The 24202-nt window shown below is 69.9% G+C and carries 22 protein-coding genes, 1 tRNA gene and 2 pseudogenes; 13 read left to right on the forward strand and 12 right to left on the reverse strand.

Annotated features, from left to right (window positions below; translation table 11 throughout):
* The first annotated feature begins 67 nt into the window (after positions 1-67).
* Positions 68-868, forward strand: coding sequence for an N-formylglutamate amidohydrolase (locus ABT001_RS26490; RefSeq protein WP_351282202.1), 801 nt, complete (start codon positions 68-70; stop codon positions 866-868).
* Between the two features lie 39 nt (positions 869-907).
* Here ABT001_RS26490 and ABT001_RS26495 read toward each other — a convergent pair whose 3' ends face one another.
* On the reverse strand, positions 908-1771 hold the full coding sequence (locus ABT001_RS26495) for an alpha/beta fold hydrolase (RefSeq protein WP_351282205.1): 864 nt from the start codon (positions 1769-1771) through the stop codon (positions 908-910).
* Between the two features lie 54 nt (positions 1772-1825).
* Between ABT001_RS26495 and ABT001_RS26500 the strand changes: the two genes are divergently transcribed.
* Positions 1826-2431: a TetR/AcrR family transcriptional regulator gene (locus ABT001_RS26500; protein WP_351282285.1), complete on the forward strand. Its 606-nt coding sequence runs from the start codon at positions 1826-1828 to the stop codon at positions 2429-2431.
* A gap of 7 nt (positions 2432-2438) precedes the next feature.
* Here the strand turns inward: ABT001_RS26500 and rbsD are convergent, their stop codons facing one another.
* The 6 genes from rbsD to ABT001_RS26535 all read right to left on the reverse strand — a co-directional run bounded on the left by rbsD (position 2439) and on the right by ABT001_RS26535 (position 9584).
* Positions 2439-2828, reverse strand: coding sequence for a D-ribose pyranase (rbsD, locus tag ABT001_RS26505; protein WP_351282208.1), 390 nt, complete (start codon positions 2826-2828; stop codon positions 2439-2441).
* On the reverse strand, positions 2825-3748 hold the full coding sequence (locus tag ABT001_RS26510) for a ribokinase (RefSeq protein WP_351282210.1): 924 nt from the start codon (positions 3746-3748) through the stop codon (positions 2825-2827). The genes rbsD and ABT001_RS26510 overlap by 4 nt, the downstream gene beginning before the upstream one ends.
* Before the next feature lie 57 nt (positions 3749-3805).
* Positions 3806-5770, reverse strand: coding sequence for an ABC transporter permease/substrate-binding protein (locus tag ABT001_RS26515; protein ID WP_351282213.1), 1965 nt, complete (start codon positions 5768-5770; stop codon positions 3806-3808).
* Positions 5760-7307, reverse strand: coding sequence for a sugar ABC transporter ATP-binding protein (locus ABT001_RS26520; RefSeq protein ID WP_351282216.1), 1548 nt, complete (start codon positions 7305-7307; stop codon positions 5760-5762). The genes ABT001_RS26515 and ABT001_RS26520 overlap by 11 nt, the downstream gene beginning before the upstream one ends.
* Entirely contained in the window at positions 7304-8320 is a 1017-nt protein-coding gene (locus ABT001_RS26525; protein WP_351282219.1) for a LacI family DNA-binding transcriptional regulator, read from the reverse strand. Before ABT001_RS26525 ends, ABT001_RS26520 begins: the two co-directional genes overlap by 4 nt.
* 859 nt (positions 8321-9179) lie before the next feature.
* Positions 9180-9584, reverse strand: coding sequence for a hypothetical protein (locus tag ABT001_RS26535; RefSeq protein ID WP_351282221.1), 405 nt, complete (start codon positions 9582-9584; stop codon positions 9180-9182).
* A gap of 342 nt (positions 9585-9926) precedes the next feature.
* Between ABT001_RS26535 and ABT001_RS36130 the strand changes: the two genes are divergently transcribed.
* A complete protein-coding gene (locus ABT001_RS36130) occupies positions 9927-10925 on the forward strand; it encodes a helix-turn-helix domain-containing protein (protein ID WP_502967525.1) in 999 nt (332 codons plus the stop codon).
* 148 nt (positions 10926-11073) lie between these two features.
* Here ABT001_RS36130 and ABT001_RS26550 read toward each other — a convergent pair whose 3' ends face one another.
* Positions 11074-11679, reverse strand: coding sequence for a TetR/AcrR family transcriptional regulator (locus tag ABT001_RS26550; protein ID WP_502967528.1), 606 nt, complete (start codon positions 11677-11679; stop codon positions 11074-11076).
* Positions 11680-11776: 97 nt separating this feature from the next.
* Here ABT001_RS26550 and ABT001_RS26555 point away from each other — a divergent pair, with 97 nt between their 5' ends.
* The 7 genes from ABT001_RS26555 (at position 11777) to ABT001_RS26585 (ending at position 19917) form a co-directional block, all read left to right on the forward strand.
* A complete protein-coding gene (locus ABT001_RS26555) occupies positions 11777-12820 on the forward strand; it encodes a zinc-binding dehydrogenase (protein WP_351282227.1) in 1044 nt (347 codons plus the stop codon).
* A gap of 579 nt (positions 12821-13399) precedes the next feature.
* Positions 13400-13819, forward strand: coding sequence for a hypothetical protein (locus ABT001_RS26560; protein WP_351282229.1), 420 nt, complete (start codon positions 13400-13402; stop codon positions 13817-13819).
* Between the two features lie 148 nt (positions 13820-13967).
* On the forward strand, positions 13968-14558 hold the full coding sequence (locus tag ABT001_RS26565) for a carbonic anhydrase (RefSeq protein WP_351282231.1): 591 nt from the start codon (positions 13968-13970) through the stop codon (positions 14556-14558).
* Positions 14559-14566: 8 nt separating this feature from the next.
* Entirely contained in the window at positions 14567-16054 is a 1488-nt protein-coding gene (locus ABT001_RS26570; protein ID WP_351282233.1) for a SulP family inorganic anion transporter, read from the forward strand.
* 668 nt (positions 16055-16722) lie between these two features.
* Entirely contained in the window at positions 16723-16920 is a 198-nt protein-coding gene (locus tag ABT001_RS26575; RefSeq protein WP_351282236.1) for a transposase, read from the forward strand.
* A gap of 271 nt (positions 16921-17191) precedes the next feature.
* Positions 17192-18703, forward strand: coding sequence for a cryptochrome/photolyase family protein (locus tag ABT001_RS26580; protein ID WP_351282238.1), 1512 nt, complete (start codon positions 17192-17194; stop codon positions 18701-18703).
* A gap of 11 nt (positions 18704-18714) precedes the next feature.
* Positions 18715-19917 (forward strand): spore photoproduct lyase family protein, encoded by a 1203-nt coding sequence (locus ABT001_RS26585; RefSeq protein ID WP_351282241.1) that lies wholly within the window; start codon positions 18715-18717, stop codon positions 19915-19917.
* A gap of 528 nt (positions 19918-20445) precedes the next feature.
* Here the strand turns inward: ABT001_RS26585 and ABT001_RS26590 are convergent.
* A pseudogene (locus ABT001_RS26590) lies at positions 20446-20622 on the reverse strand (IS701 family transposase); the annotation flags it as partial.
* A 37-nt stretch (positions 20623-20659) separates the two neighbouring features.
* Between ABT001_RS26590 and ABT001_RS26595 the strand changes: the two are divergent.
* A pseudogene (locus ABT001_RS26595) lies at positions 20660-20902 on the forward strand (iron-containing redox enzyme family protein); the annotation flags it as partial.
* A gap of 157 nt (positions 20903-21059) precedes the next feature.
* Here the strand turns inward: ABT001_RS26595 and ABT001_RS36135 are convergent.
* On the reverse strand, positions 21060-21275 hold the full coding sequence (locus ABT001_RS36135) for a hypothetical protein (RefSeq protein ID WP_502967526.1): 216 nt from the start codon (positions 21273-21275) through the stop codon (positions 21060-21062).
* 258 nt (positions 21276-21533) lie between these two features.
* Here ABT001_RS36135 and ABT001_RS26605 point away from each other — a divergent pair, with 258 nt between their 5' ends.
* On the forward strand, positions 21534-22040 hold the full coding sequence (locus ABT001_RS26605; RefSeq protein ID WP_351282246.1) for a hypothetical protein: 507 nt from the start codon (positions 21534-21536) through the stop codon (positions 22038-22040).
* Positions 22041-22065: 25 nt separating this feature from the next.
* On the opposite strand, the gene ABT001_RS26610 is transcribed toward ABT001_RS26605, so the two are convergent.
* Positions 22066-22153: transfer RNA gene (locus ABT001_RS26610), tRNA-Leu, on the reverse strand.
* 205 nt (positions 22154-22358) lie between these two features.
* Entirely contained in the window at positions 22359-23204 is an 846-nt protein-coding gene (locus ABT001_RS26615) for a helix-turn-helix transcriptional regulator (protein ID WP_351282249.1), read from the reverse strand.
* Positions 23205-23332: 128 nt separating this feature from the next.
* Between ABT001_RS26615 and ABT001_RS26620 the strand changes: the two genes are divergently transcribed.
* Positions 23333-24187 carry an NAD-dependent epimerase/dehydratase family protein gene (locus ABT001_RS26620; protein ID WP_351282251.1) on the forward strand — a complete coding sequence of 285 codons (855 nt, stop codon included), beginning with the start codon at positions 23333-23335 and terminating at the stop codon, positions 24185-24187.
* Positions 24188-24202 lie beyond the last annotated feature (15 nt).

Consider the following 24202-nt stretch of genomic DNA (forward strand, 5'->3'; position numbering starts at 1 on the left):
AGGGCTGCCGGAGTCTCGGGCGCGCTCGGCTCCCCGGCCGCCCCTCCACACGTACGAGGAACGACGGTTGAGCCCTGGCTCCGCACCTTTCCAGCTCGCGCCGGGCGCCCTCGGATCACCGGTGCTGCTGCACGTCCCGCACTCCTCCCGGGTCATTCCCGAGCGGGTACGCGACGGCATCGTGCTCGATGACGAGGCGCTGGAAGCCGAACTGGGCCGCATCACGGACTCCCACACGGCCGAACTGGCCGCCCGGGCGGCCGAGGCCTGCGCGGTGACGCCCTGGCGCTTCGTCAACGGCCTGTCCCGGCTGGTCGTCGACCCCGAGCGGTTCCCCGACGACCGCGAGGAGATGCTGGCCGTCGGCATGGGCGCGGTCTACACCCGCACCACGCACCGGAAGCCGCTCCGCGCGCCCGGCACGGACCCCGAGCCGCTGCTCGACCGGTACTTCCACCCGTACGCCCGGGCGATGACGGCGGCCGTCGACGAACGGCTCGCCGCGACGGGCCGCGCCGTCGTCATCGACGTCCACTCCTACCCGGCCACCGCGCTCCCGTACGAACTGCACGGCACCGGCCCGCGTCCTCCGGTCTGCCTCGGAACCGACCCCTTCCACACACCGCCCGAGCTGCGGGCCCGGGCGGAGGCGGCGTTCTCCCGATTCGGCGGCACGGGGCTCAACAGCCCCTTCCCCGGTACGTACGTGCCGTTGAGGCACTACGGGACGGACCGGCGGGTCAGCGCGCTGATGATCGAGATCCGGCGCGACCTGTACATGACCGAACCGGGCGGCCCGCCAGGCCCGGGGCTCGAAGCTCTGGCCTCTGCGCTGGCGGAGCTGGTGGACGCCCTCTCTCACACCTGAGGGAGCATCAGAGAACACCGCCCTCAGCGAGTTCAGTCGTCACACCACCGCGCCCCGCAGGATTCGGGCGACCATCAGCTCCGGGTCATCGGTCGGCAAGGCGTGGGTCGCCGCGGGCACGATCTCCACATCGGCGGCGGGCACGAGGGCACGCACCCGGCCGGCGACCTGGCGTGGGTCGTGCAGAGCGCTCCGTTCACCGAGCAGGAAGAGCGAGGGGACCCGCACCCGGCGCAGCTCCTCGTCGGAGAAGACCCGGGCCGGCGGGAGGGCGCGCCGGAACCCGATGGAGGCACGCCCCAACTCCATCAGCTCGGTCTCCAGGATGGCGCTGTTCCCGACCCTACGCGCCAGCCAAGGCCGCAACGGCCGGGGCGCCGTGCCCGCCAGGCCGCCCGCGATGAGCCAGGCGTAGAAGCGGCGGCCCGGGTCGGCGAACCCCGCCGGCTCCAGGAGAGTGAGGGCGGCGGTGCGGCCAGGGCGGTGGATCTGGTGGCCGAGCGCCAGCCAGCCGCCGTAGGAGCAGCCGACGAGATGGGCGGCGGTCGCTTCCGTCCCGGCCAGTACCTCTTCCAGCCAGCGGGCTCCGTCCTCGGCGCCGGTGAGAGGTGCTCTTTGGACGCTGGCACCCGGCTCACCGACGGTGTCGACGGCGATCACCGTGCGATGGCGGGCAAGCGGGGCGATGTACCGGTGCCACATCAGGGAGTTGCCGTTGGCGCCCGGCAGCAGGACGACCGGGTCGGGGCCGGGGGGCCCGGCACGGTGGACGCGGGTGGTACCGAAGGACGTGGGTAGGTCGATGGTGTCCCTGGGGGCCGACCACAGCTGGTCGAGGAGCCGCCCGTAGACGGCGTGGAAGCGCTCGCGGGCCTTGACGTTCCTGAACTCGCCTATGCTCATGGTACAGACGTATCACACAGTGGTACAGGTGTACCACTACGAGGAGGTAGGACCATCGCCGCGCGCGTCGATCATGAGGAACGCAGAAAGCAGATCGCGGAGGCCCTGCTGCGCATCGCCGCTACCGAAGGGCTCCAGTCGGCGAGCATGCGGGTGGTCGCCGCCGAGGCGGGCGTCTCCCTGCGGCTGGTGCAGTACTACTTCACGACCAAACAGGCCCTGTTGGTGGACGCGTTCGCCCGGCTCGGTGCCCAACTCCAGGCCCGTATGGACCGTTGGGTCCGCGCGGCCGGCTCGCCGCCGCAGCCACGTTCCACGGTCACCGCGATCCTCACCAGCATCCTGCCGACGGACGAGGAGAGCCGCCGGATCACCCGGATCTATGCCGCCTACTACACCCTCGTGCTCGGTGACCGCTCGTTGGAGGAGCACGCGACGCCGCAGCCCGACCGGCTGGAAGGCTTCCTCACCGCACAGCTCCGGGCGGCGCAGGAGGCCGGTGCGATCGCTCCCGAGAAGGACCCCGCCATAACGGCGGCCGGGCTGCTGGCCATGGTCAACGGCCTCGGCTCCAGCGTGCTCGGTGGTCAGCGCACCGGCGAGGTCGCCTCGGCGGTCCTCCGCCACCACCTGGACGAGTTGTTCGGTCCGTCCCGATGAACCCGGATCAGAAGAAGACCCCGCACCTCAGCAGCACGTTCGCGTACGGACGGGCCTCCCCCGTCCGCACCACCAGCCGGGCGGACGCGGTGAGCGCCTTCAGTTCCTCGTGCGACACGTGCGTCAGACCCGGGAGGCGGGAGGTCAGGAGACCGGAGGCTTCCGGATTGGCCTCCCGTACCTCCTCTGCCGCCGTCGCGCCCTCCACGACGAGTTCCTCCAGCAGGCCGTCCAGGACCTCGGCGAACGACGGGACTCCGGCCCGGAAGGCCAGGTCGACCACGCGCGGCCCCGGTGGGATGGGCATGCCCACATCGCAGATCAGGACGCCGTCGCCGTGGCCGAGTTCGGCCAGGGCTCCCGCGAGGTGTCGGTTCAGGATTCCGGACCTCTTCACAGTGCGGAGACCTCCTCGGCGGTCGGGAAGGACACCTGCGCGCCCTTCCTGGTGACGGCTGCCGCGCCGACCCGAACGGCGAACGCGGCGGCCTCGGTCAGTTCCTCGCCCAGGCCGAGCCGCCAGGCGAGCGCGGCGGTGAACGCGTCGCCCGCGCCCGTGGTGTCCACGGCGTCGACCTGCGGGCTGGGCACCCTCACGGGGTCGCCGGCCCTGGTGTCGGAGACGAGCGCGCCGTCCGCGCCCAGGGTGATCACGACCGAGCGGGGACCGAGCGCGGTGAGGCCCTTCGCCCAGGACTCCGGGGTGCTGCCGGCGCCGTCCCCGAGGATGTATCGCGCCTCGTGCTCGTTGACCACCAGGGGGTCGCAGGCGGCCAGCACTTCCTCGGGAAGCGGCGCGGGCGGCGAGGGATTGAGGACCAGGCGCGCCCCCCGGGCGAGGGCGCGGGCCGTTTCCGCGACGGTGTCCAACGGGATCTCCAACTGTACGGAGACGACGCGGGCCGATGCGAACAAGGGGCCGGCGGCCCTGATGTCCTGCGGGGTCAGCCGGGCGTTGGCGCCCGGGGAGACCACGATGCTGTTGTCCCCCGACGGGTCGACGGTGATCAGGGCCACCCCGGTCGGTGCGCCGCCCACGAGCACCCCGCCGGTGTCGACACCCGCCTCCTGCTGCGAGGCGAGCAGCAGCCGACCGTGGGCGTCGTCACCGACCCGCGCCAGCAGCGCCGTGCGGGCACCGAGTCGGGCGGCGGCGACCGCCTGGTTGGCGCCCTTGCCGCCGGGGTGGACGACGAGGTCGGAACCGAGCACCGTCTCCCCCGGCCCCGGGCGGCGGTCCACGCCGACGACCAGGTCGGCGTTGGCCGAGCCGACGACCAGCAGGTCGTACCGGGGCGAGCCCTCACGTTCGTGCATCTGGCAGTACCTTCCGTGATCAGGAGAAGCCGAGGGAGAAGCCGTCAGGAGGAGCCCTCAGGAGAAGTCGTCGACGTTCTGCCGGGTGACGACCTTGACCGGCACCTTCACCATGCTGTCGACCTTCTCACCGTCGGCCGCCCGGACCGCGTTCCGCACGGCGATCTTGCCCAGCTCCTTGGGCTGCTGCGCCACGGACGCGTACAGGGTGCCCGCCTCGACCGCCGTCAGGCCGTCGGGGGTTCCGTCGAAGCCGACGACCGAGACGGACGTGCCGGCCTTGCTGCCCAGTGCCTTCACGGCGCCTAGCGCCATCTCGTCGTTCTCGGCGAAGACGCCGGTGATGCCCGGGTGGGACTGGAGCAGGTTGGTCATGACGTCCAGTCCCTTGGTGCGGTCGAAGTCGGCCGGCTGGGCCGCCACGATCTTGATGTCCGGGTACGCCTTGATGCCCGCGGCGAAGCCCGCACCGCGCTCGCGGCTGGCGGAGGTGCCCGCCGTGCCCTGCAGCACGATGATGCTGCCCCTGCCGCCGAGCCGGTCGGCGAGGGTCTTCGCGGCAAGCCTGCCGCCTGCGACGTTGTCGGAGGCGACGAGGGTCGCGGTCTCCGCCTTGTTGACACCGCGATCCGCGGCGACGACCGGGATGTCGGCCTTGTTGGCGCCGCGGACGCCGGGGCCGACGGCATCGGAGTCCACCGGGTTGACGATCACGGAGTCCACCCCGGAACTGGTGAAGTTCTCCAGCTGGTTGGCCTGTTGCGAGGCGTCGTTCTGGGCGTCGGTGACGGTGAGGTCGACCCCGGCCTTCTCGGCCTCCTGCTGCGCGCCTTCCTTCATCTGGACGAAGAACGGGTTGTTCAGCGTGGAGAGCGACATGCCCACCTTGGTGGTGGTGCCGGAGGAACCGGACTTGAGGAAGGTCACGGCGGCGATGACGGCGGCCAGGCAGACCACGGCGATGCCGACCTGCATCGCTCCCTTCCGGCTCTTCCCCGGCCCTCCGGGCACGGCGGACGCACCGCCTGCGGACGCGGCACCGGAGCCGGCCTTGCGGCGCAGCGTGTCCAGCAGCACCGCGAGGGCGATGACCACACCGATGACGACCTGCTGCCAGAACGCGGACACCGACAGCAGGTTGAGGCCGTTGCGCAGCACCGCGAGGATGAGCGCGCCGATCAGGGTGCCGGATGCCTTGCCGACGCCGCCCGCGAGGCTGGCGCCGCCGATGACGACCGCGGCGATCGCGTCGAGTTCGTACCCCTGCGCCGCCTGCGGCTGCGCGGAGACCAGACGGGAGGCGAGCACGATACCGGCGACGGCGGCGAAGAGACCGGACAAGGCGTAGATGACCAGCTTCTGCTTCTTGACCCGCAGCCCGGAGAGCCGGGCCGCCTCCTCGTTGCCGCCGATGGCGTACATCGAGCGGCCGATGTAGGTGCGGGCCAGGACGAGGGCCGCTATCAGGCCCATCGCGATCATCACGAGGACCGGGACGGGCAGCCAGCCGCCGAGCGTGTCGCCGAGCACGGAGACGGACTCGGGGAACGGGATCGGCCGGCCCTGGGAGATCACCAGGGAGAGACCACGGGCCACCGAGAGCATGGCCAGCGTCGCGATGAACGAGGGCAGCTTGCCGTAGGCGACGAGGGCACCGCTGACGAAGCCGCAGGCGATGCCGGTGGCGACGGCGAGGATGACCGCGAGCCAGACCGGGACGCCTTCGGAGGTCGCCGTCCAGGCCAGGACCGTCGCGGAGAGCGCGGCGACCGAGCCGACGGAGAGGTCGATGCCCGCCGAGACGATGACGAAGGTGACGCCGAAGGCGAGGATCGCGGTGACGGCGGCCTGGACACCGACGTTCAGGAGGTTCTGGGTGGTGAGGAAGTCGCCGGAGAGCAGCGACATCGCCACCAGGAGGACGACCAGCGCGCTGAGTGCGCCGTTGTCGAGCAGGAGGCGGCGGAGGGTGTGTCCGGCGCCGCCCGCGCCCGTCTTGCTCGGATGCGTGTCAGTGGCCACGGGGGCTCTCCTCTGCGTTCTCTGTGTGCTCGGTGGGCTCTGTCGCTGGGGCGGCGCTGACGGCGAGCGCCATCACGGCGTCCTGGGTCGCTTCGTGGGCGGGGAGTTCCCCGGCGATGCGCCCCTGGGCCATGACCAGCACCCGGTCGCTCATGCCGAGGACCTCGGGCAGGTCGCTGGAGATCATCAGGACGGCGTGTCCGGAGGCCGTCAGCTCGTTGATGAGCTGGTAGATCTCGACCTTGGCCCCGACGTCGATGCCGCGCGTCGGTTCGTCGAGGATCAGCACCCTGGTGTCGGCCAGGAGCCACTTGCCGATGACGACCTTCTGCTGGTTGCCGCCGGAGAGGGTACGGACGTGCTGGCCGAGGCCCGCCATCCGTACGCCGAGCTGCTCGGCGATGCGCGCGGCGGCGGTGCGCTGCCCCTTCACGTCGACGAGTCCGGCGCGGGTCGCCGAGCGGAGGGTGACCAGGCCGAGGTTCTCCTGCACCGAGGCGTCGAGCACGAGGCCCTGACCCTTGCGGTCCTCCGGTACGAGCCCGATACCGGCGCCCATGGCGGCGGTGACGTCGTGCTTGCCCAGACGCTCGCCGCGTACCTCGACGGTGCCGGTGTCGTAGGGGTCTGCGCCGAAGACCGCGCGGGCCACCTCGGTGCGGCCCGCCCCGACGAGCCCGGCGAGACCGACGACCTCGCCGGCCTTCACGTCGAAGCTGATGTCGTGGAACACCCCGTCGCGGGTGAGTCCGCGGACGGAGAGCAACGACGGTCCCGTTTCCGGGCGTTCACGCGGGTACTGCTGGTCGATGCTGCGGCCCACCATCAGCTGGACGAGTTCCGCCTCGGGCGTCGAAGCGGGCACCTGGTCGATGCTGCGGCCGTCACGCAGCACGGTGACGCGGTCACCGAGGGCGGCGATCTCGTCGAGGTGGTGGGTGATGAAGACGATGCCGACGCCGTCGGCGCGCAGCCGGCGCACGATCGCGAAGAGCTTGTCGACCTCCTCGGAGGTGAGGACGGCCGTCGGCTCGTCCATGATCAGGACGCGCGCGTCGAGACTGAGCGCCTTCGCGATCTCGACCATCTGGAGCCGCGCGATGCCCAGTTCACCGACTCGGGCCCTGGGTGATACGTGCAGACCGACGCGGCGCAGCAGCACCTCGGCGTCCGCCTCCATGCGTCGCCGGTCGATCATCCCGAAGCGGCGTGGCTGCCTGCCGAGGAAGATGTTCTCGGCGACCGTCAGGTCGGGCACCAGGTTGAACTCCTGGTAGATCGTGGCGATCTTGAGCTTCTCGGCGTCCTGCGCGCCGTGGATGCGCACCTCCTGGCCACCGGCGAAGATCCGGCCGCTGTCCGGGCGGTAGGCGCCGGAGAGCATCTTGATGAGGGTGCTCTTGCCGGCACCGTTCTCACCGAGCAGGACGTGCACTTCACCGCTGCGCAGGTCGAAGTCGACGCTGTCCAGCGCGACGACACCGGGGAAGGTCTTGCGTACGCCTTCGATGCGCAGCAACTCCACTGTTTCGCTCACAGGTTGCTCCCGGGGCTGGAGGTGCGCTCGCCGCAGGAGCTGCGTACGACGAGGGTGGCGGGCAGGGTGACGGACTGCGGGGGGCGGCCTTCGACGATGTCGACCAGCGCGCGTACCGCGGCACGGCCGAGCTCGCCGGTCGGCTGGGCGATCGCGGTGATCGGCGGGCCGGTGTGGACGAACCACGGGATGTCGTCGAAGGCCGCGACGCCGATGTCCTCGGGGACGCGCAGGCCACGGGCGCGGATGGCGTCCAGGGCACCGAGCGCCATGAGGTTGTCGGCGGCGAACACGATCTCGGGCGGGTCGGGGAGCGACAGGAAGTGCTCGGTGGCGCGCCGCCCGCTGTCTGCCTGGAAGTCCCCCTGTCCGATGTAGGAGTCCGGCAGGGCGAGCCCGTGGGCGCGCATCGCTTCCCGGAACGCCTCGACGCGTTCGTTGCCCGTGGTGGTGGCCGCGGGGCCGGCGATGATGGCGAGCCGTCGGTGACCGAGTGCGTGGAGATGGGCGACCAGTTCCTGGATGGCCCCGTGGCCGTCCGCCCGCACGACGGGGATGTCCACCCCGGGGATCCAGCGGTCGACGAAGACCATCGGCGTACCGGTGCGTGCGACGTCCAGCAGCAGCGGGGACTCTCCGTCGGCGGGCGAGACCAGCAGCCCGTCGATCCTGCGGTCCAGGAGCGTACGGACGTGGTGGTCCTGCTGCTCGGGCCGCTCGTCGGCGTTGCCGATGATCACGCTGTAGCCGAGCGCGCGGGCCTCCTCCTCCACGGAGCGGGCCAGCGCGGTGAAGTACGGATTGAGTACGTCGCTGATGACGAGGCCGAGCGTGCGCGTCTGGTCGGTGCGCAGCGAGCGGGCCAGGGCGTTGGGCCGATAGCCGAGGGCGTCGACAGCGGCGAGGACGCGTCCGCGTGCGTCCGGACTGACGGACGGATGGCTGTTGAGGACGCGGGAGACCGTGGCGACAGAGACTCCTGCCTGGGCCGCGACATCCTTGATGCTCGCCATGTCCGGACCACCTCCTTGTGGTTCCGTGAGCCTCGAAACCAGCGGAACAAGCCGTGGAATCGATTACATGAGTGATTGGAATCGATTACACGGCCGAAAACAAGCCCCTACGTCGCGTCCGAGACCTGATCGTGACCGAGCGGGCTTGCCGGCCGGAGTGCGAGTCGAAGGCGTTCACAACGGCCCGGTAGGCGGTGCCGGGCTGCGTCCGATGTGCGCCCGGACCCACTCCGACCATGGTGAGGTCAGGTGAGTGGGCGGGCGCAGGAACACCGTCAGCCACCCGCGCTCGGCGATCAGCTCACGCGTGCTGTGGGAGACGTCCCGCACCACGGTCGCCGAGGCCGCCGAGGTGCACGTGGCCGCGCTCGTAGCGCAGATCCGCGCGCTCAAGGTGAGCCGGGCCGCCCTGTCCACCGTGGCGAAACGGGACTCGCCCCCTGAGGAGACAGCACTGATGAACCGGTTGGCGCGGCTTTCCGCCGCCGAGCGCAAGCAGATCGTCGACGAGTTCGAGGAGGTGTTCGGCGACCTCAAAGACCCGCGGAGCAGGGAGGGCAGGATGGCCGGACCTGGAGACCTCAGGCCGATGCTACCCAGCCACTCGCTGGCGGGGCAGTGGGGCTCCTTGGGGTGCAGGGGCCGGGAAGCCTGCCGTCGCCGCGGCCAGCCAGTTCGAAGCGGGGGTTCATGTCCAGGCCTGTCGAGTGACGGCGAAGGGTGGGGCTCATGCGCCAGGGCAGGGAGCCGTCGGAGCCGGAACAGCGGGACGCATGTCCGTCCCACAGACCGCGCCGAGCCGGGTCGGCGGCGTGGACATCCGAGAGCCACGGCCCGGCGCAGTCATCACTGTGCTTGCTCAGCCGCAGCTGGAGGCACTCGAGATGCGGATACCGGTCAGTGTCACGCCGCTGTTGAAGGTGATCGCCCTGTTGGGCGCGAGGCAGGTGACGCCGCCGCTGCTCCTGCGGATGTGGACCACGTCGTCCTTGCGGGTGTTGGCCACGACGAGGTTCGGACCGGAGGGCCGGGAGGGCAGATTCTGGTAGGAACTGGTGACGTCCTTGAACTGGCCGATCTTCTTGCCGCTCTTGAAGAGGCAGACGTAGGGGTAGTCACAGGCCGCAGCGGCCTCGACCTGCGTCGTGACCGCCGACGGTGCTGCGGCCGGCATGGCGGCAGCTGTCGACACGGTGCCGACGGTGGCCATGGAGGCCGCCGCGAGCGTCAGAAGGCAGGTGTGGATCGTCTTCGTGGTCCTCATGTCATCTCCATTGTTCGTCTGCACGGATTCGGGACGTGGGCGCGTGGCCTGGGCGACCATCGGGACCTCCGGAAGCGGGCCGCCCCGCATTCTCTGCGATCCGTACCGGGTGCGCCCATGCATGGAAGGCCACAGACCGGTACGGCTGCCGAAGCGACTGCCCGGCTTGCCGCACCGGCGGCACGCCAAAAGCTATGACCGCGTATCGGCATCCGGAAGCGTCCCGCTCGCGGGTGGGACGTCCCGGGAAGCGCTCTTCCCGGTGTCGCAGGCACTGTTGCCGGTGCCAGACCGTTCCGAGAAAGATTGGGATTCCCTGTCCCGCCCCTCTCCGAACGCGAGATGCCTCGCTCTCTGACAGAAAGGCTCAAGGTGGACGAGCTGCAGCGTAAGAATCACGGTGCGGTCGCGGAGCAGTTGCGCTTCCTGCGCGCACGAAGCGGTCTGACCCTCAACGGCCTGGCCGAGCGCACCTCCTACAGCCGGTCTTCATGGGAGCGATACCTCAATGGCAAGACGCTGCCACCAAGGGCCGCGCTCACGGAGTTCGCAGCGGCTGTCGGCGTGGCCTCACTCCCCCTCCTCCGTCTGTGGGAGGAAGCCAGAGGCCGGGGCGCCGAAGCCCGACAGACAACCGCCGCACACGAGTTACCTCGTGAGGGATTACAGGATGACGGCACACACCGGGCTGAGGAGACCTCTGAGACCACTCCGGAAAGGACCGGGGGCGCCGATTTGCAGTCGGGGGAATCGGCGCCCGCCGTACCCCACCCACCGGTTCGACCAAGACGTACGTCCCGGATGAACACGACGCTCGTGTCTACCGCCTCCGCGCTCACGGCGCTGTTCGCCGGCGTGCTGCTCGGTGGCTGGATCTTCGGCGGGGACGACGCGGAGGGGCAGAACCGGCAGAGTGCGGGGAGAAACGCCCTGTGCACCGAGTACGAGTGCCGGGACAAGGACTCGCAGCGCCTGGAGTGCCACATCGGCGCGTGGACCGCCGCCGCCGCCTGGTCGGACCGTACCTACATCGAATTGCGCTACAGCCCGCGGTGCCGAGCCGCCTGGTCCCGGATCACCGACGCCGAGGTCGGTGACACCGCCAGGGTGGAAGGACCCCAGGGCGTGCACAACCAGCGCTCGGTGACCTACGAGAACGACACCTACTCGCCCATGGTCGAAGCGCCCTACCCGGCATCCGCGCGGGCTTGCGGCGTGATCAAGGGCAAGGAGACCTGCACCGCGACGGGTGGGCCCTCGCCCCTGCCGCCTGCGCTGACAGACGAACGCGAGCCGGCCCGCAGAGCCGAATCGACGGACAGCGCCAACACGGCTTGGTAAGTGGGACGTTGACGGGCGTCCGATTCGGAATTTCCTGTCGGGTTCCCGGCAGGAACTTGTCACCGCCGCAGCACTGCGACTTCCCCGCATGGCGCGAGCGGGCCGGCGGAGTCGGCGACGACTGCCGGCGGGTGTGCACTGTCGGAGGTCACGCGGTGTCGGTGGCACGGACGTCGGGCCCGTCTCCCGTCGCGGCCTCGTCGGGGCCCGGTGCACCGGCTCGGACCAGGGCGCGCGCCAGGTCGATGCTCACGGAGAGGGTGTCGAGCGGGAGGGGCTGCGTGGCGAGGGCGCCCTCGTGCAGCGTGAGGAGCCGCGCGGCGAGAAGGGCAGGGTTCGGGCAGCCCGCCGCGGTGGCGAGTTCCTCGAACAGGTCCAGCAGCCAGAGCTTCTGGCCGGCGGCGATGCGGTACGCGGGGTGCGCAGGGTCCGGGAGTTCGGCCAGCGCGTTGATGAACGCACATCCGCGGGTGTTGCTCTCGCTCCAGATCCGCAGGGCGTCGAAAGGGGCGGTGACGGTCTCGACGGGATCGCCACAGGCGCCGACGGCAGCGAGGACGAGTGACCGCCAGCGCCGGTCCCGCTCGTCGAGGTACGCCGCCACGAGGTGGTCCTTCGAACCGAACTGGTTGTACAGGGTCCGCTTGGTCACGCCGGAGTGCTCAGCGATCAGATCCACGCCGACCGCGGTGATGCCCCGGTCGTAGAACAGCTCCTCGGCGGCCGCCACGATACGGCGGCCGGCCGGTGACATGGACTGCGCTTCCCGCATCGGGCGCCTCTTCACAGATCGGTGTACGGTGGAGGTGTTCACAGATCAGTATACCCAGGAGGGAGTTCAGGTGAGGAGCATGTCCGAGACCATGCGCGCGGTACGGATCGCGGAGCACGGAGGGCCGGAGGTTCTCGAGCTGACCGAGGTGGCCGTGCCCGCACCGCAGCCGGGAGAGGTACTGGTCCAGGTCACCGCGGTGGCACTGAACAACACCGACCTGTGGACCCGGGAGGGCGCCTACGGTCGCCCGGGCGACCCGGAGGCCCTGTCGGGCTGGCGCGGCCCGATCGCCTTCCCGCGCATCCAGGGTGCCGACGTGGCGGGCCGCGTCGCGGCAGTCGGCGCCGACGTGGACGAGAGCCTCGTCGGTCGCCGAGTGGTCGTCGACCCGGCGATCTACGCATCCGGGGAGCCGGACGCGAACCCGATCGGCTTGATGGGCAGCGAACGCGACGGTGGCTACGCCGAGTACGTGACCGCACCGGCGGAGCGGGTGCACGACGTGACCGGGTCCCCCCTCACGGACGATCAACTCGCCACGCTGCCGACCGCCTACGGCACGGCGCTGGGCATGATCGAGCGGGGCCGGCTGAAGGAGGGCGAGACCGTCCTGATCTCGGGAGCGTCCGGCGGCGTGGGCATCGCGCTGATCCAGATCGCCCGTGCGCGCGGCGCGAGGGTACTCGCCGTCAGCAGCGGATCCAAGATCGACGCCGTGCGCGAGGCGGGCGCACACGAGGTCGTCGACCGCTCGCGAGATGTCGTCGAACAGGTCCACGCCGCCGCCCCGGAGGGCGTCGACGTCGCCCTCGACGTCGTCGCCGGGGACCTGGTGGGTGACGGGCTGCCGCTCCTGCGCGAAGGCGGCCGATGGGTCGTCGCCGGCGCACTCGGCGGGTACGACGTCACCTTCGACGTCCGCCGTCTCTACCTGCACAACGCACAGGTGATCGGCTCCGCGATGCACACGCCCACACACTTCGCCCTCCTCATGGACCTGGCCCGCAAGGCCGAGATCCGGCCCGTCGTGGCCGCGACGTTCCCCCTGGACCAGGCCGCCCAGGCGCAGGAGGAGCTCGCCCGCAGGAGGCACGTGGGAAAGATCGTCATGCACCCATGAGCGGCCGGGCCGCCTGGGAACCCCCACTCGCCGGAGTCGAGGATCCGCCTTCGGGTCGCTCGCCCCACGAGCAATCAAGGCCATCGGCCCGAATAGGTACCGCGGCAGACCATTAAGCGTGTCCGAAAAGAGTGCTGCCACTTTCCGAAAACCACCCTTGGCCTCTTCGGAATCGGCGACGGACGTTCCCGGCGTCCCGAGCGGCCCACCCTCGCAAACACTCGTCCCAATACCGGCCCATCCCTCCCTTCAGCGTGCCGAGTTCCCACCGAGACGCGTGCGCACTCATTTCGGCCACACCTATTCGGACAGCGGGACCGGACGAACGGAAGTGAGGGCAGGGGCACATGAGCACCTGACGTGACCTGGCCGTCCCGGCGTCATTCCGAACGCCTCCGAGGCCCGCTACACGGGGACGTGCCGATGAGTGCCCTTTCGTTCATTATGTTTTCGGCGCGAATGCTTTCACCTTTCCTGTACGCGACTCCCTCACTCTTCACATGTAGTTAACCGGTCAGGTATTTCTTCCTGTTAGCGTCTACGGCACAGGTGGACGATATGCGGGAGGGGAGGCGGGACGTGCGAGATGCGACGGTCCGGATCGTTCTCTCCGTCCTGGCTGTAATTCTCCTGGCCGCGCAATTCCAGGGCACCGCCGCACCCACCGCGTCCGCCCACGGCGCCGAGGCGCCCTCCCGCGCCACTCCGGCTGCGCACACCCTCGACCTCCGTGACCACGACGCGACACGGACCGGGCTGGAGTACGCCCCGTGCGGTCTCCCGAACGACGACGGGGATCCGAACGGCTCCCTGCGCACCCGCGACCGGCACCGCGCTTCGGCCCAGTCCGTCCTCGAGCCACTCTCGCGCTGCCTCGTGACAGGTGACACCGCGGACCGTCCCCCGGCCGAGGCCTCCCTCACACCGGCCCGCACGCACCTGGGGCCGAGATCCTCGGCCGTACACTCCCCCGCCGTACTACAGGTGTTCCGCTGCTGAGCACGTCGGCGGCCCGCACAGACCTCGCCCGCACCCTCCGCACGTAGGAGCGGCGCCGTGCGGTCATGCCGCCGTGCTCGCCAACCCCCCCCCCCATCTCGTACGTACGCCGACGCGCTCTCGACTGCGCGCCAGGAGGAACAACGACATGCAACCCCTCATCGATCACGCCCGATCCTTCCGCGAGCGGTCCACGGAGCGTCCTGAGGAGTTCGCCCGACTGGCCCGAGGCCAGGCCCCGCAGGTCCTGTTCATCACCTGCTCGGACTCCCGGGTCGTCCCCGCCCTCATCACCGGTGCCCGCCCCGGTGAACTCTTCGAACTGAGGACCGCAGGCAACATCGTCCCCCCGTACGCGTCCGAACAGCCCACGAGTGAGGCAGCCACCGTGGAGTACGCGGTGGAGGTGCTCGGGGTCTCGGACATCATCGTCTGTGGCCACTCGCACTGCGGCGCCGTCGGCGCGTTGGTCCGCGGTGACGACCTGACCGCCGTGCCCGCCGTGCGCGACTGGCTCGCGCACTCGACCCCCCGCCCTGAAGGGGCGGTGGGGGACCCGGCCGTGGCCGAGGCCGTGAAGAACCACGTGCTGACACAGTTGCTGAGGCTGCGCTCCTATCCGTCCGTCGACAAGGGCCTGGCCGGGGGACAACTGCGGCTGCACGGCTGGTTCTACGAGGTGCACACGGGAACCGTGCTGACGCACGACGTGGCCTCCGACACCTTCCAGGCGCTGTGAGGGCGGCCATGGACCACCGAACCAGGTTTCCTCATCTGCGGCAGGACTTCACCGCCTCGATCGTCGTCTTCCTCGTCGCGTTGCCCCTGTGCGTGGGCGTCGCCGTGGCCTCCGGCGTACCGGCGGAGCTCGGGCTGATCACCGGCATCGTGGGCGGTCTCGTCACGGGCGTCATGCGTGGCAGCAGTCTCCAGGTGTCCGGGCCCGCCGCCGGACTGACCGTGCTGGTCTTCGAAGCCGTCCAGACCTTCGGCATAGCCGCGCTCGGAGTGATCGTGCTGGCCGCCGGGCTGCTCCAGCTCGCCATGGGCGCACTGAAGCTGGGGCGCTGGTTCCGGGCCATCTCGGTCTCGGTCGTCGAGGGCATGCTCGCCGGCATCGGGCTGGTGCTCATCGCGGGCCAGCTCTACGCGGCAGCGGGTATGGAGGCCCCGGCATCGGGCCTGGGCAAGATCGCAGGGCTTCCCGGGGCTCTCGTGGAAGCCTCCGTCGACACCGAGGCACTCACGTCGCTGGCGATCGGCGCCGGCACCGTCGCGGTGATGGTCCTGTGGAGGCGCATGCCCGAGCGGGTGAGGGCGGTACCGGGTGCACTCGCCGCGGTCGCCCTGGCCACGCTCGTCTCGTCCGCGTTCAGCCTGCCGGTCGCCGTGGTCGAGGTACAAGGCCTTCTCGGTGCCGTCCAGCTCCCGGGGCTGGACACGCTCGGCCGGCTCGCGAGTGTGAGTGTGATCGGGACGGTGCTGGCCTTCACTCTGATCGCCTCCGCCGAGAGCCTGTTCAGTGCGGCGGCCGTGGACCGGCTCCACGACGGGCCGCGCACGCAGTACGACAAGGAACTGATGGCCCAGGGCACCGGTAACACCGTGTGCGGGCTGCTGGGCGCGCTGCCGATGACCGCGGTCATCGTACGCAGCTCCGCCAACGTCCAGGCGGGAGCGAAGACGAAGGCATCACGGGTCCTGCACGGTGTGTGGCTGCTGCTCTTCGCGGCGCTCCTGCCGTCGGCACTCGGGCTCATCCCGCTGCCGGCCCTGGCCGGGATCCTCGTCCACGCGGGCTGGAAGCTGATTCCGCTGCGCACCGTCGTGGCACTGTGGCGCACCCACCGGGGGGAGGCCTTCATCCTGGTGGCGACGGCGGTGGCCATCGTCACGGTGAACATGTTCGAGGGCGTCCTGATCGGACTGGCGCTCTCCGTGGCCAAGACGGCCTGGGACGCCTCGCAGATCAACCTGGAGGTCATCGACAAGGGAGCGGGCCCCGTCCAGGCGTACCTGTCGGGGAACGCGACCTTCCTGCGGCTGCCGAAGATCCTCGACAGCCTGGAGGAACTGCCCCAGGACCGGCCCGTCGAACTGGACCTCTCCGGCCTGCACCACCTGGACCACGCCTGCCGCACGGCACTGGAGAACTGGGCGGCACGGCACAGCTCTCCCGGCACGGAGCCCGTGCAGATGACCGGACCGGCGACGGTGGAAGTCTCCTCCGGCTGACGGCGCGGGAGTCCCGGTCACGAGCCTCCGGACTCGTGGCCGGGGCTCCCCCGTCGGCCCGCGTGTCCACCACGCACAGGAACCCCACCGAAGTGGGATTCCTGTTGGTGGCCGACCGACACAATCCCGTGGCCTGCGTTGATGAACCCCGCCGGAGGTAGTCGTTCCCGGCTCGAACAAGATCAGTTCCCAGGGTATCGGGTAGCTGCTGTCAGCCACTGCTGCGAACCACCGGGCGCGCCGCAGGGACGAGGGTCGGCGAGGCGCGCCACACGGCCGCCCCCGGGCGACGACAAGTGGGTTACGTAGCCGTGCCCTGCTGGAACCGAAGCGACCCGAATCGTGTCCGGGGTTCTGGACCCTCCGCTGGCTTCCTCGTCCCTTCGGATGCGGGGTGTCCGGGGCTGGGACGCCGCTGCATCGTGTTGTGCTACCGGCTCGGGCATATTCGGCTTCTGCGGGTTCACCGTGTCAAGGGTGTGCCGCAAGGGCTCCGCGCACCTGCTGGGAGGGCCGCTGCTGCTCACCGTGCACGGCGTTGAGGACGACCAGACCGGCAGCCAGAGCGGCACAGACCACTGCATCAGGGCAAGCCTTGACTGAAGCTTCCCCTGGATCATGGACACCTGGAGACTGAGACCCTGAGGTTCCAGAGGAAGTAGTGCCAGGTGGGAAGCAAGTACACGAAGCGGTACTCGGACGAGTGCAAGCGGGACGCGATCGAGCTCGTACGGTCGTCGGGCAGGACGGTGACTGATGTCGCCCGTGAACTCGGGGTCAGTTCGGAAAGCCTGCGTGCGTGGGTGAAGAAGGCCCGGGCCGTGGAGGCCGCGCCGGTGACGGCAGCCGTGTCGCAGGGCCGATGAGGCCCTCGCACACGAGATCGGTGGCCACCCACAGCTGCCCCGAATACCCCGTTGGGTCGCCTGCAGCGGCGACCGGCTCCCGCTCCAAGCTGCCTGCGGTGAGGGGACCGGGCCCCAGGGGCGATGGTGCGGAAGGACGGTACCGATCAGTACGCCGCATGGTGCCCGGCGTGTGCTGAGCGCTGCCCGTCCCGTCGTGCGTTTTGATCTGTGAGGGAAAGTGTCGCGCCGCTCGTCGGCCGGGCGGTAGTTCGTCGAGGGAGCGCCAGGAATGGCTGAGGAAGAGTCCGGCGCCACCCATTGGCTGTTCGGCGATCAACTCGGTCCGCATTTCGTCGATCCGGCGCGGGGCGGTCCGCAGCGGAACGCGCCGCTGCTGATGATCGAGGCCCGCAGTGTCTTCCGGCGGCGGCGGTTTCACCGTGCGAAGGCCCACCTGGTCCTGTCCGCGATGCGCCATAGGGCCGCCGAGCTCGGTGACCGTGTGCGGTACGTCGCGGCGGACACCTACCGTCAGGGACTGCGCGAGGCGGTGGGGGACGGCCCGGTGAGCGTGCACCATCCCACGTCCCACGCGGCCCACGCCTTCGTGTGCTCGCTGCCCTCCGTGCGCGTTCTGCCGGCGCGCGGCTTTCTCGTGACGCACGACGAGTTCAGGGGCTGGGTGGACGGCCGTGGCGGGAAGCACCTCCGGCAGGAGGACTTCTACCGTTGGGTCCGCAGTACGCTCGACCTGCTGATGGAGGGCGACAGTCCCGTCGGCGGCCGGTGGAACCTGGACCACGACAACCGGCAGCCGCCGCCGCGCGGCGTCAGCGACCTGGGTGTTCCGGCGGCCTACCGCCCCCGGGAGAGCGACATCGACGCCGAGGTGCGGTCCGACCTCGACCGTTGGTCGCGTGACGGGGACGTCGAGTTTGTCGGTGAGGACGCACCCCGCACGTTCCCCGCCAGCCGCCGCGAGGCGCTGGCCGCGCTCCGCCGCTTCGTGGAGCACCGGCTCGCCACGTTCGGAGCGTACGAGGACGCGGTCCTCGCCGGGGACGCGACGATGAGCCACAGCCTGCTCTCCTCGTCGCTCAACCTCGGTCTGCTGGACCCCGCGGAATGCATCGAACGGGCGGAGGAGCAGTGGCGGTCCGGCGATGTGCCGCTCAACAGCGCCGAGGGATTCGTGAGACAGGTCGCCGGATGGCGCGAGTTCGTCTGGCACGTCTACTGGTACTTCGGTGAGCGGTACCGCGCGAGCAACACGCTGCGCCACCACGAACCGCTGCCGGACTGGTTCACGGAACTGTCCCCGGAGGGCACGGAGGCCAATTGCCTCACCCACGTCCTGGAGCAGGTCAGGACCACCGGCTGGACGCACCACATTCCACGCCTGATGATCCTGGGCAGCTTCGCCCTGCAGCGGAGGTGGGAGCCCGGGGCCGTCACCGACTGGTTCCACCGCAGCTTCGTCGACGGCTACGACTGGGTCATGGTCCCGAACGTGGTGGGCATGTCCCAGTACGCGGACGGGGGCCGCATGACCACCAAGCCCTACACGTCCGGAGGCGCGTACATCGACCGCATGAGCGACTTCTGCGGCCCCTGCCGGTACAAGCCGTCCGTACGGGTCGGTGAGGACGCCTGCCCCTTCACCGCCGGGTACTGGAATCTCCTGCACCGTCACCGCGACCAATTCGAACGCAACGCGCGGATGACCCAGGCGGTGCGGGGACTGGACCGGCTCCGCGATCTCGACGCCCTGCTGGAGCAGGAGCGCGACCGCCGCGACTGACATCCTTCGGCATGTCGCAACGTGGAGAGGAGAGGGACGTGGATCAGCCGCCGACAGGAGCCGCACCAGGAGAGCCCGAGCAGCAAGCGCTGTTCGGGTGGTCGGACATCGCAGCGGAGCCGGACGCACACCCGGCTTTCCGGGACAGCCCGGAGGCCCGTCGGATGCTGGAAGTGCGGGAGGTCTACGCGGAGTCGGCTGCCCTCGATTCCCCACGCGGCCGGCAGATCATGGCCCGGCTGCCCGGAGTGCGCGTGACCGAGGTCGCAAGTCACTGGCGTATTCCCTCCCTCCATGGCAACGACGGCAACATCTCCCGCTGGGTCCGGATCAAGACCGAGACGCTCGTCCTCGGGGTGAAGCACACACTCCGGACGCGTCCCAACGGCAGGTCGGCGGACTGGATCGCACCTGGCCCCTCCAACGGGTGCGCGATGGCCTGCGCCTACTGCTACGTCCCCCGTCGCAAGGGCTACGCCAACCCCATCACGCTGTTCACCAACATCGAGGCGATCGTTGCCCACGTCCGCCGCCACGTGAGGGCCCAAGGCCCCAAGACGGAGCCCAACCAGTGCGACCCCCATGCATGGGTCTACGACATCGGCGAGAACGGTGACTGCTCGGTCGACGCTCTGGTCTGCGACAACACGGCAGATCTCGTCGCCGCCTTCCGCGGTCTGCCGACGGCGAAGGCTTCCTTCGCGACCAAGTTCGTCAACCCCGACCTGCTCGCACTCGACCCTCAGGGGCGCACCCGAGTGCGTTTCTCCCTCATGCCGCCCGACGACGCCAGGCTGCTGGACATCCGGACCAGCCCAATCGCCGAGCGGATCGCCGCGGCTACCGACTTCCTCGACGCAGGCTATGAGGTTCACTTCAATCTTTCGCCCGTCATTCTGCGACCGGGATGGCAGCGGGACTGGGCAGAGCTGCTTTCCCACCTCGACGACGTCCTGCCCGCCCGAGTGAAGCAGCAGGCGGCGGCCGAGATCATCATGCTGACCCACAACCAGTCGCTCCACGAGGTCAATCTGGGCTGGCACCCTCGCGCCGAGGAAGTGCTGTGGCAGCCGGCCGCCCAGGAGACCAAACGCTCGCAGAACGGAGCCCTCAACGTCCGCTACTCACTGGACATCAAACGGCAGTCACTGACGCACCTCCAGCAAATGATCACCACACGCACACCGTGGCTGCGTGTCCGGTACGCCTTCTGAGCTTGGTGTGCAACCTGCGGCTGCCTGATGTTTTTTCATCGATTTGGCGCGCTTGACCGTCCTTCCGACGCTGTGGCGGGTGGCCCGGTGGTTGTTCTTCGAGCCGGGAGGCCGTCCCGGTCCTGGCCGGGACGGTTTCGGTGCGGCCGCCGGATGGGCTGGAGGCTGTCGCTCAACTGCTGCTCGCTGGTCGTCAAGTACGCTGACGTCCTCCCTGAGCAGGGCGACGGCGATCGACCGGTGCCTGCTCAAGGTCGGGTTCGAGAACGGGCCTCCCCCTTCAGCGCCGGTCGACCTCTCCATCACCTACTTTCCGGTGGGCGCCGCATGCGACTGGGCGGGATACGGGCGCGTAGAGGTGCCGACACCAGGGGTCAACTCACTGGCTGCCGGGCTTCTGTCTTTCACCGCGGTTACGACGGCTGCGGCAGTACCTCTCCATCTGTCTTCTCGACGGCGTCAGAAGCACGGCGCCAAACCGCCTGTGGGCACGACCGGTTCCCAGTACTCCAGCCGTTGATGTGATCTTCACGGTTGAAGGGCGGCTTGGCGTCGGTAGTGGCTGCGTTGGGCGCGGGCTTGGTGGCGTCGGCGCCAGGTGGACCAGCACAGTCGATGGGCGAGGTCGCGGGTCGGCCGTGCGATCAGGGCGGTGAACAAGCGCTGGATCTCGTTGCAGGTCAGCGGGATCAGCCCGTTCGGACTGGTCCCGTCGTCGGCCAGTGCCTGGTCGCGGCGCACGGGGCAGGCGGAGAACGTCCACGCGCAACTCTTCGCCGACCTGATGACCGGCCTCGGCCTCGACGCGCGGTACGGCCGCTACCTCGACGCCGCGCCTGCCCAGGCCCTGGCCGTCGTCAACATGATGTCTCTTTTCGACCTGCACCGGCGGCTGCGCGGCGCGCTCGTCGGGCAATTCGCCACCGTGGAGATCACCTCGTCCCCCGGGTCGAGGCGGCCGGCCGAGGCCCTGCGCCACGCGGGCGTATCTTGCCGAGCCGACACATGATCTGTACGAGCGGCGTCTGGTCTTGGTCCATGTCACCGACGAGCTCCCGCACATGCTCTCTTACAGGCCCCTGGCGGGTCGCGATGACGCCTGGGCGCGTGTGGTCCTCTGCAGGAGCACCGGAGCCGGCTGTCTACGGGGCGGGACGGTCCGTGTCCGGCCGGCCGGCTTCGCATGTGTCGAGGCCTCGCTCCCAGCGTTCGCGGCGCTCGGCCATGGACTGCTCCCACCACGGCGTTCCGCGTTCGCCGAGAGCCACCTTCGCGCCGTGCACCTGGCTGCGTGCCCGCTCCTCGGCTGCCGAGTCGCCCTTCTTCATGGCCGCCCCCACAGCGCGCCGCGCTGCCATGAGGACTGTGCGAAGACGGGCGGCGGTGTCTTCGGGGATCTCCGGATCCGTCGCACGCCACCGGCGGCCACCGACCAGGATGTACCTGCCGTCAGGCGTCCGTTCAGATTCCGCGGAAGCGCTCACCTGCTCATGATGGCGCATGTGCCCGGCGCCCGCCGCCCGGCACGGGCGACTCTGTGGGAAGCCGTTGTGTGAAGCCCGCGGTCGACCAGAACAGCGGGCGAAAAAGGCAACCATCGCTCGGGCCGACATGTATTGCTCTGCCGCCGCGAATCCCTCACCTTCAACCGGGACATCGGTATCCGCCACTGGCAGGAGCTCGACCACGGCCTCGCCCCCTGGGTCCACCACTACTTCCTCCTGCGCAACCGTGTGGAGCACTTCAACGGCTACGCCGAGGACCACGAAGCCATCGAACGCAGCCACACCCACCGCATCCGCAAAATCGCCGCCCGGTCCCTCCTCCTCTCCTTCCAGATCGCCCACGCCAACCACCGCAAACTCGCCGCCTGGCTCGACACCCTCCAGACCGACGGCCTCCCCGCCCGCCGCCGCCCCTTCAACCGCCACAAACTCAGGAACCCCCGCTACTGGACCCCCAACAGCTACCTCCCTGAACCCACCCCCGGAAACCTGACCCACCCCACCCCTCACACCCGCCTGACCAGCACAAACACATCTGGCCCTCTGCGAACCCGCAGAGGGCCAGATCACGTCCGCCACAACAACAAAGCCGGTCAAAGCGGCAAAATGTCGCTTTGACCGGCTCTATTTGGTCGGTTGACCTTGGTGTCCGAGGGGGGACTTGAACCCCCACGCCCGATAAAGGGCACTAGCACCTCAAGCTAGCGCGTCTGCCATTCCGCCACCCGGACAAGGTGTCTGTCGTCCCGGGGTCCTCCCCGTGGCGACAAAGAAAACAATACCAGGGGTTCGGGGTGCCTCTCACCTGCGTTTTCGGTGGTCGGTGCGGTGCGTTCCCACTGGTCGGCGCGGCACGGACCCGCTCGGCGGCACCTGGCACCCGAACGCGCACTTTCCGTGGTGCCGCGCGTACGCGCCGTATCCCGTGCGAGGAGATCACCCCAGCCTCTCCAGTGAGCCGGTGCTCAGGTCCTGGAGCCCGACGACCCGCAGCAGTTCGAGGCGTTCGTACGTCGGCGTGCCCGGCCGCGCCGAGTGCACGACGAGCTGCTGGCTGTGGCCGTCACTGAGCAGCACTTCACAGTCGAGGTCGAGGGGGCCGACCACCGGGTGCAGGAACCGTTTCGGTGACGGGCGGCGCACCACGACGTCGTGCGACTTCCACAGCTCCTCGAACTCCTCCGACTCGGCCCGGAGTTCGGCCACGAGAGCGGCCGGGCCCGGGTCGCCGGGGCGGGCCCCCGCGACCGTCCGCAGGCTCGCCACGTGCGCGCGGGCATGCTGCTCGTGGTTCTCGGACGGGAACAGGTCCCGTGCGCCCGGCACCATGAACCAGCGGTGGACCATATTCGTTCCGGCGTGGTCACCGGCCAGGGCCACGGCCAGGGCGTTCTGCGCGAGCAGCACGCCCCAGTCGCTCACCACCATCGCCGGAAGGTCGCGCAGCCGGTCCAGGATCATCAGCAGCCCCGGGCGGACGTGGTCCGAGGAGCCGCCGGGCCGGGGCGGTTCCTCGCCCGCCAGGTGGAACAGGTGGTCGCGTTCCTTGTCCGTGAGCCGCAGGGCGCGAGCGAGGGCGACGAGCAACTGCCGCGACGGGTGGGAGCCACGACGCTGTTCCAGCCGCGTGTAGTAGTCCGTGGACATCCCGGTGAGCTGCGCCACCTCCTCGCGGCGCAGGCCCGGGGTGCGGCGTCGGGGACCCGTGCTCAGACCCACGTCCGCGGGGGCCAGGCGGGTACGGGAGCGGCGCAGGAAGTCGGCGAGTTCGGTTCGGTCCACGGTCTCAGGATCTCCCGGATCCGGACGCGTATCCAGGGAGTGCCGGTCCCTGGACAGACGCGTCTCTCCCGCTGTCGCCACCCCTCCCCGCACGCTTCAAACATGGCTACGACAACGAGGAGGCAGCCATGCTGACACTGGTGACAGGGGCGACGGGCCAGGTGGGCCGGCGGTTCGTGCCGCGCTTGCTGCAGAGCGGGGCGGCCGGCGACGAGGTACGGGTCCTGGTGCGGGACGCGGCGCGCGGGGAGCGGTTCGCCGAACTCGGTGCCCAGGTGCTGGTCGGCGATCTGCGCGACACGGAGGCACTCGGCAAGGCGACGGCTGGTGTGGACGCGGTGGTGAACGTCGCCGCCGCGTTCCGCGGGGTGCCGGACGAGGAGGCGCGGGCGGTGAACCGCGACGCGGCCATCGAGCTCGGCCGGGCCGCGGTGGCCTCCGGAGTGCGGCGGTTCGTGCAGGTCAGCACCGGACTCGTGTACGGCGCGGGACGGGGCAGGGCGCTGGTGGAGAGCGACGAGACGGTGCCGGGCACCCACTTGTGGGGCGCCTACCCCGAGTCCAAGTGGGAGGCGGAACGTGCCCTCGGGGCGTTGGACGGCCTGGACGACCTCCGCATCGGACGGCTGCCGTTCGTGTACGGCGACGGGGACCCGCATCTCACCGACGTGATGGAATGGGCGCCGAACTGGCCCGCCATGCAGCGCCTGCACATGGGTCACCACCTGGACGTGGCGCAAGGCCTGCGGGCACTGCTGTACGCACCCGGGGCGCACGGCGTCTACAACATCGCCGACGACGCCCCGGTCACCATGGTCGACCTCTTCCAGTTCCATGGTCTGGCGGTGCCTCAGGAGGCGCACGACAGGGAGGTCCCCGACCCCTGGCACAGTGTGATGTCGACGACCCGCATCCGGCGCGAACTGGGGTACCGGCCGCTGATCCCGTCGGTGTGGACGGCCCGGGAGGCGGGGGTGCTGTAAGCCCTGCTCCGCCGC

This window comes from Streptomyces sp. NPDC002793, from assembly GCF_040295485.1.
Classification (GTDB): Bacteria; Actinomycetota; Actinomycetes; order Streptomycetales; family Streptomycetaceae; genus Streptomyces.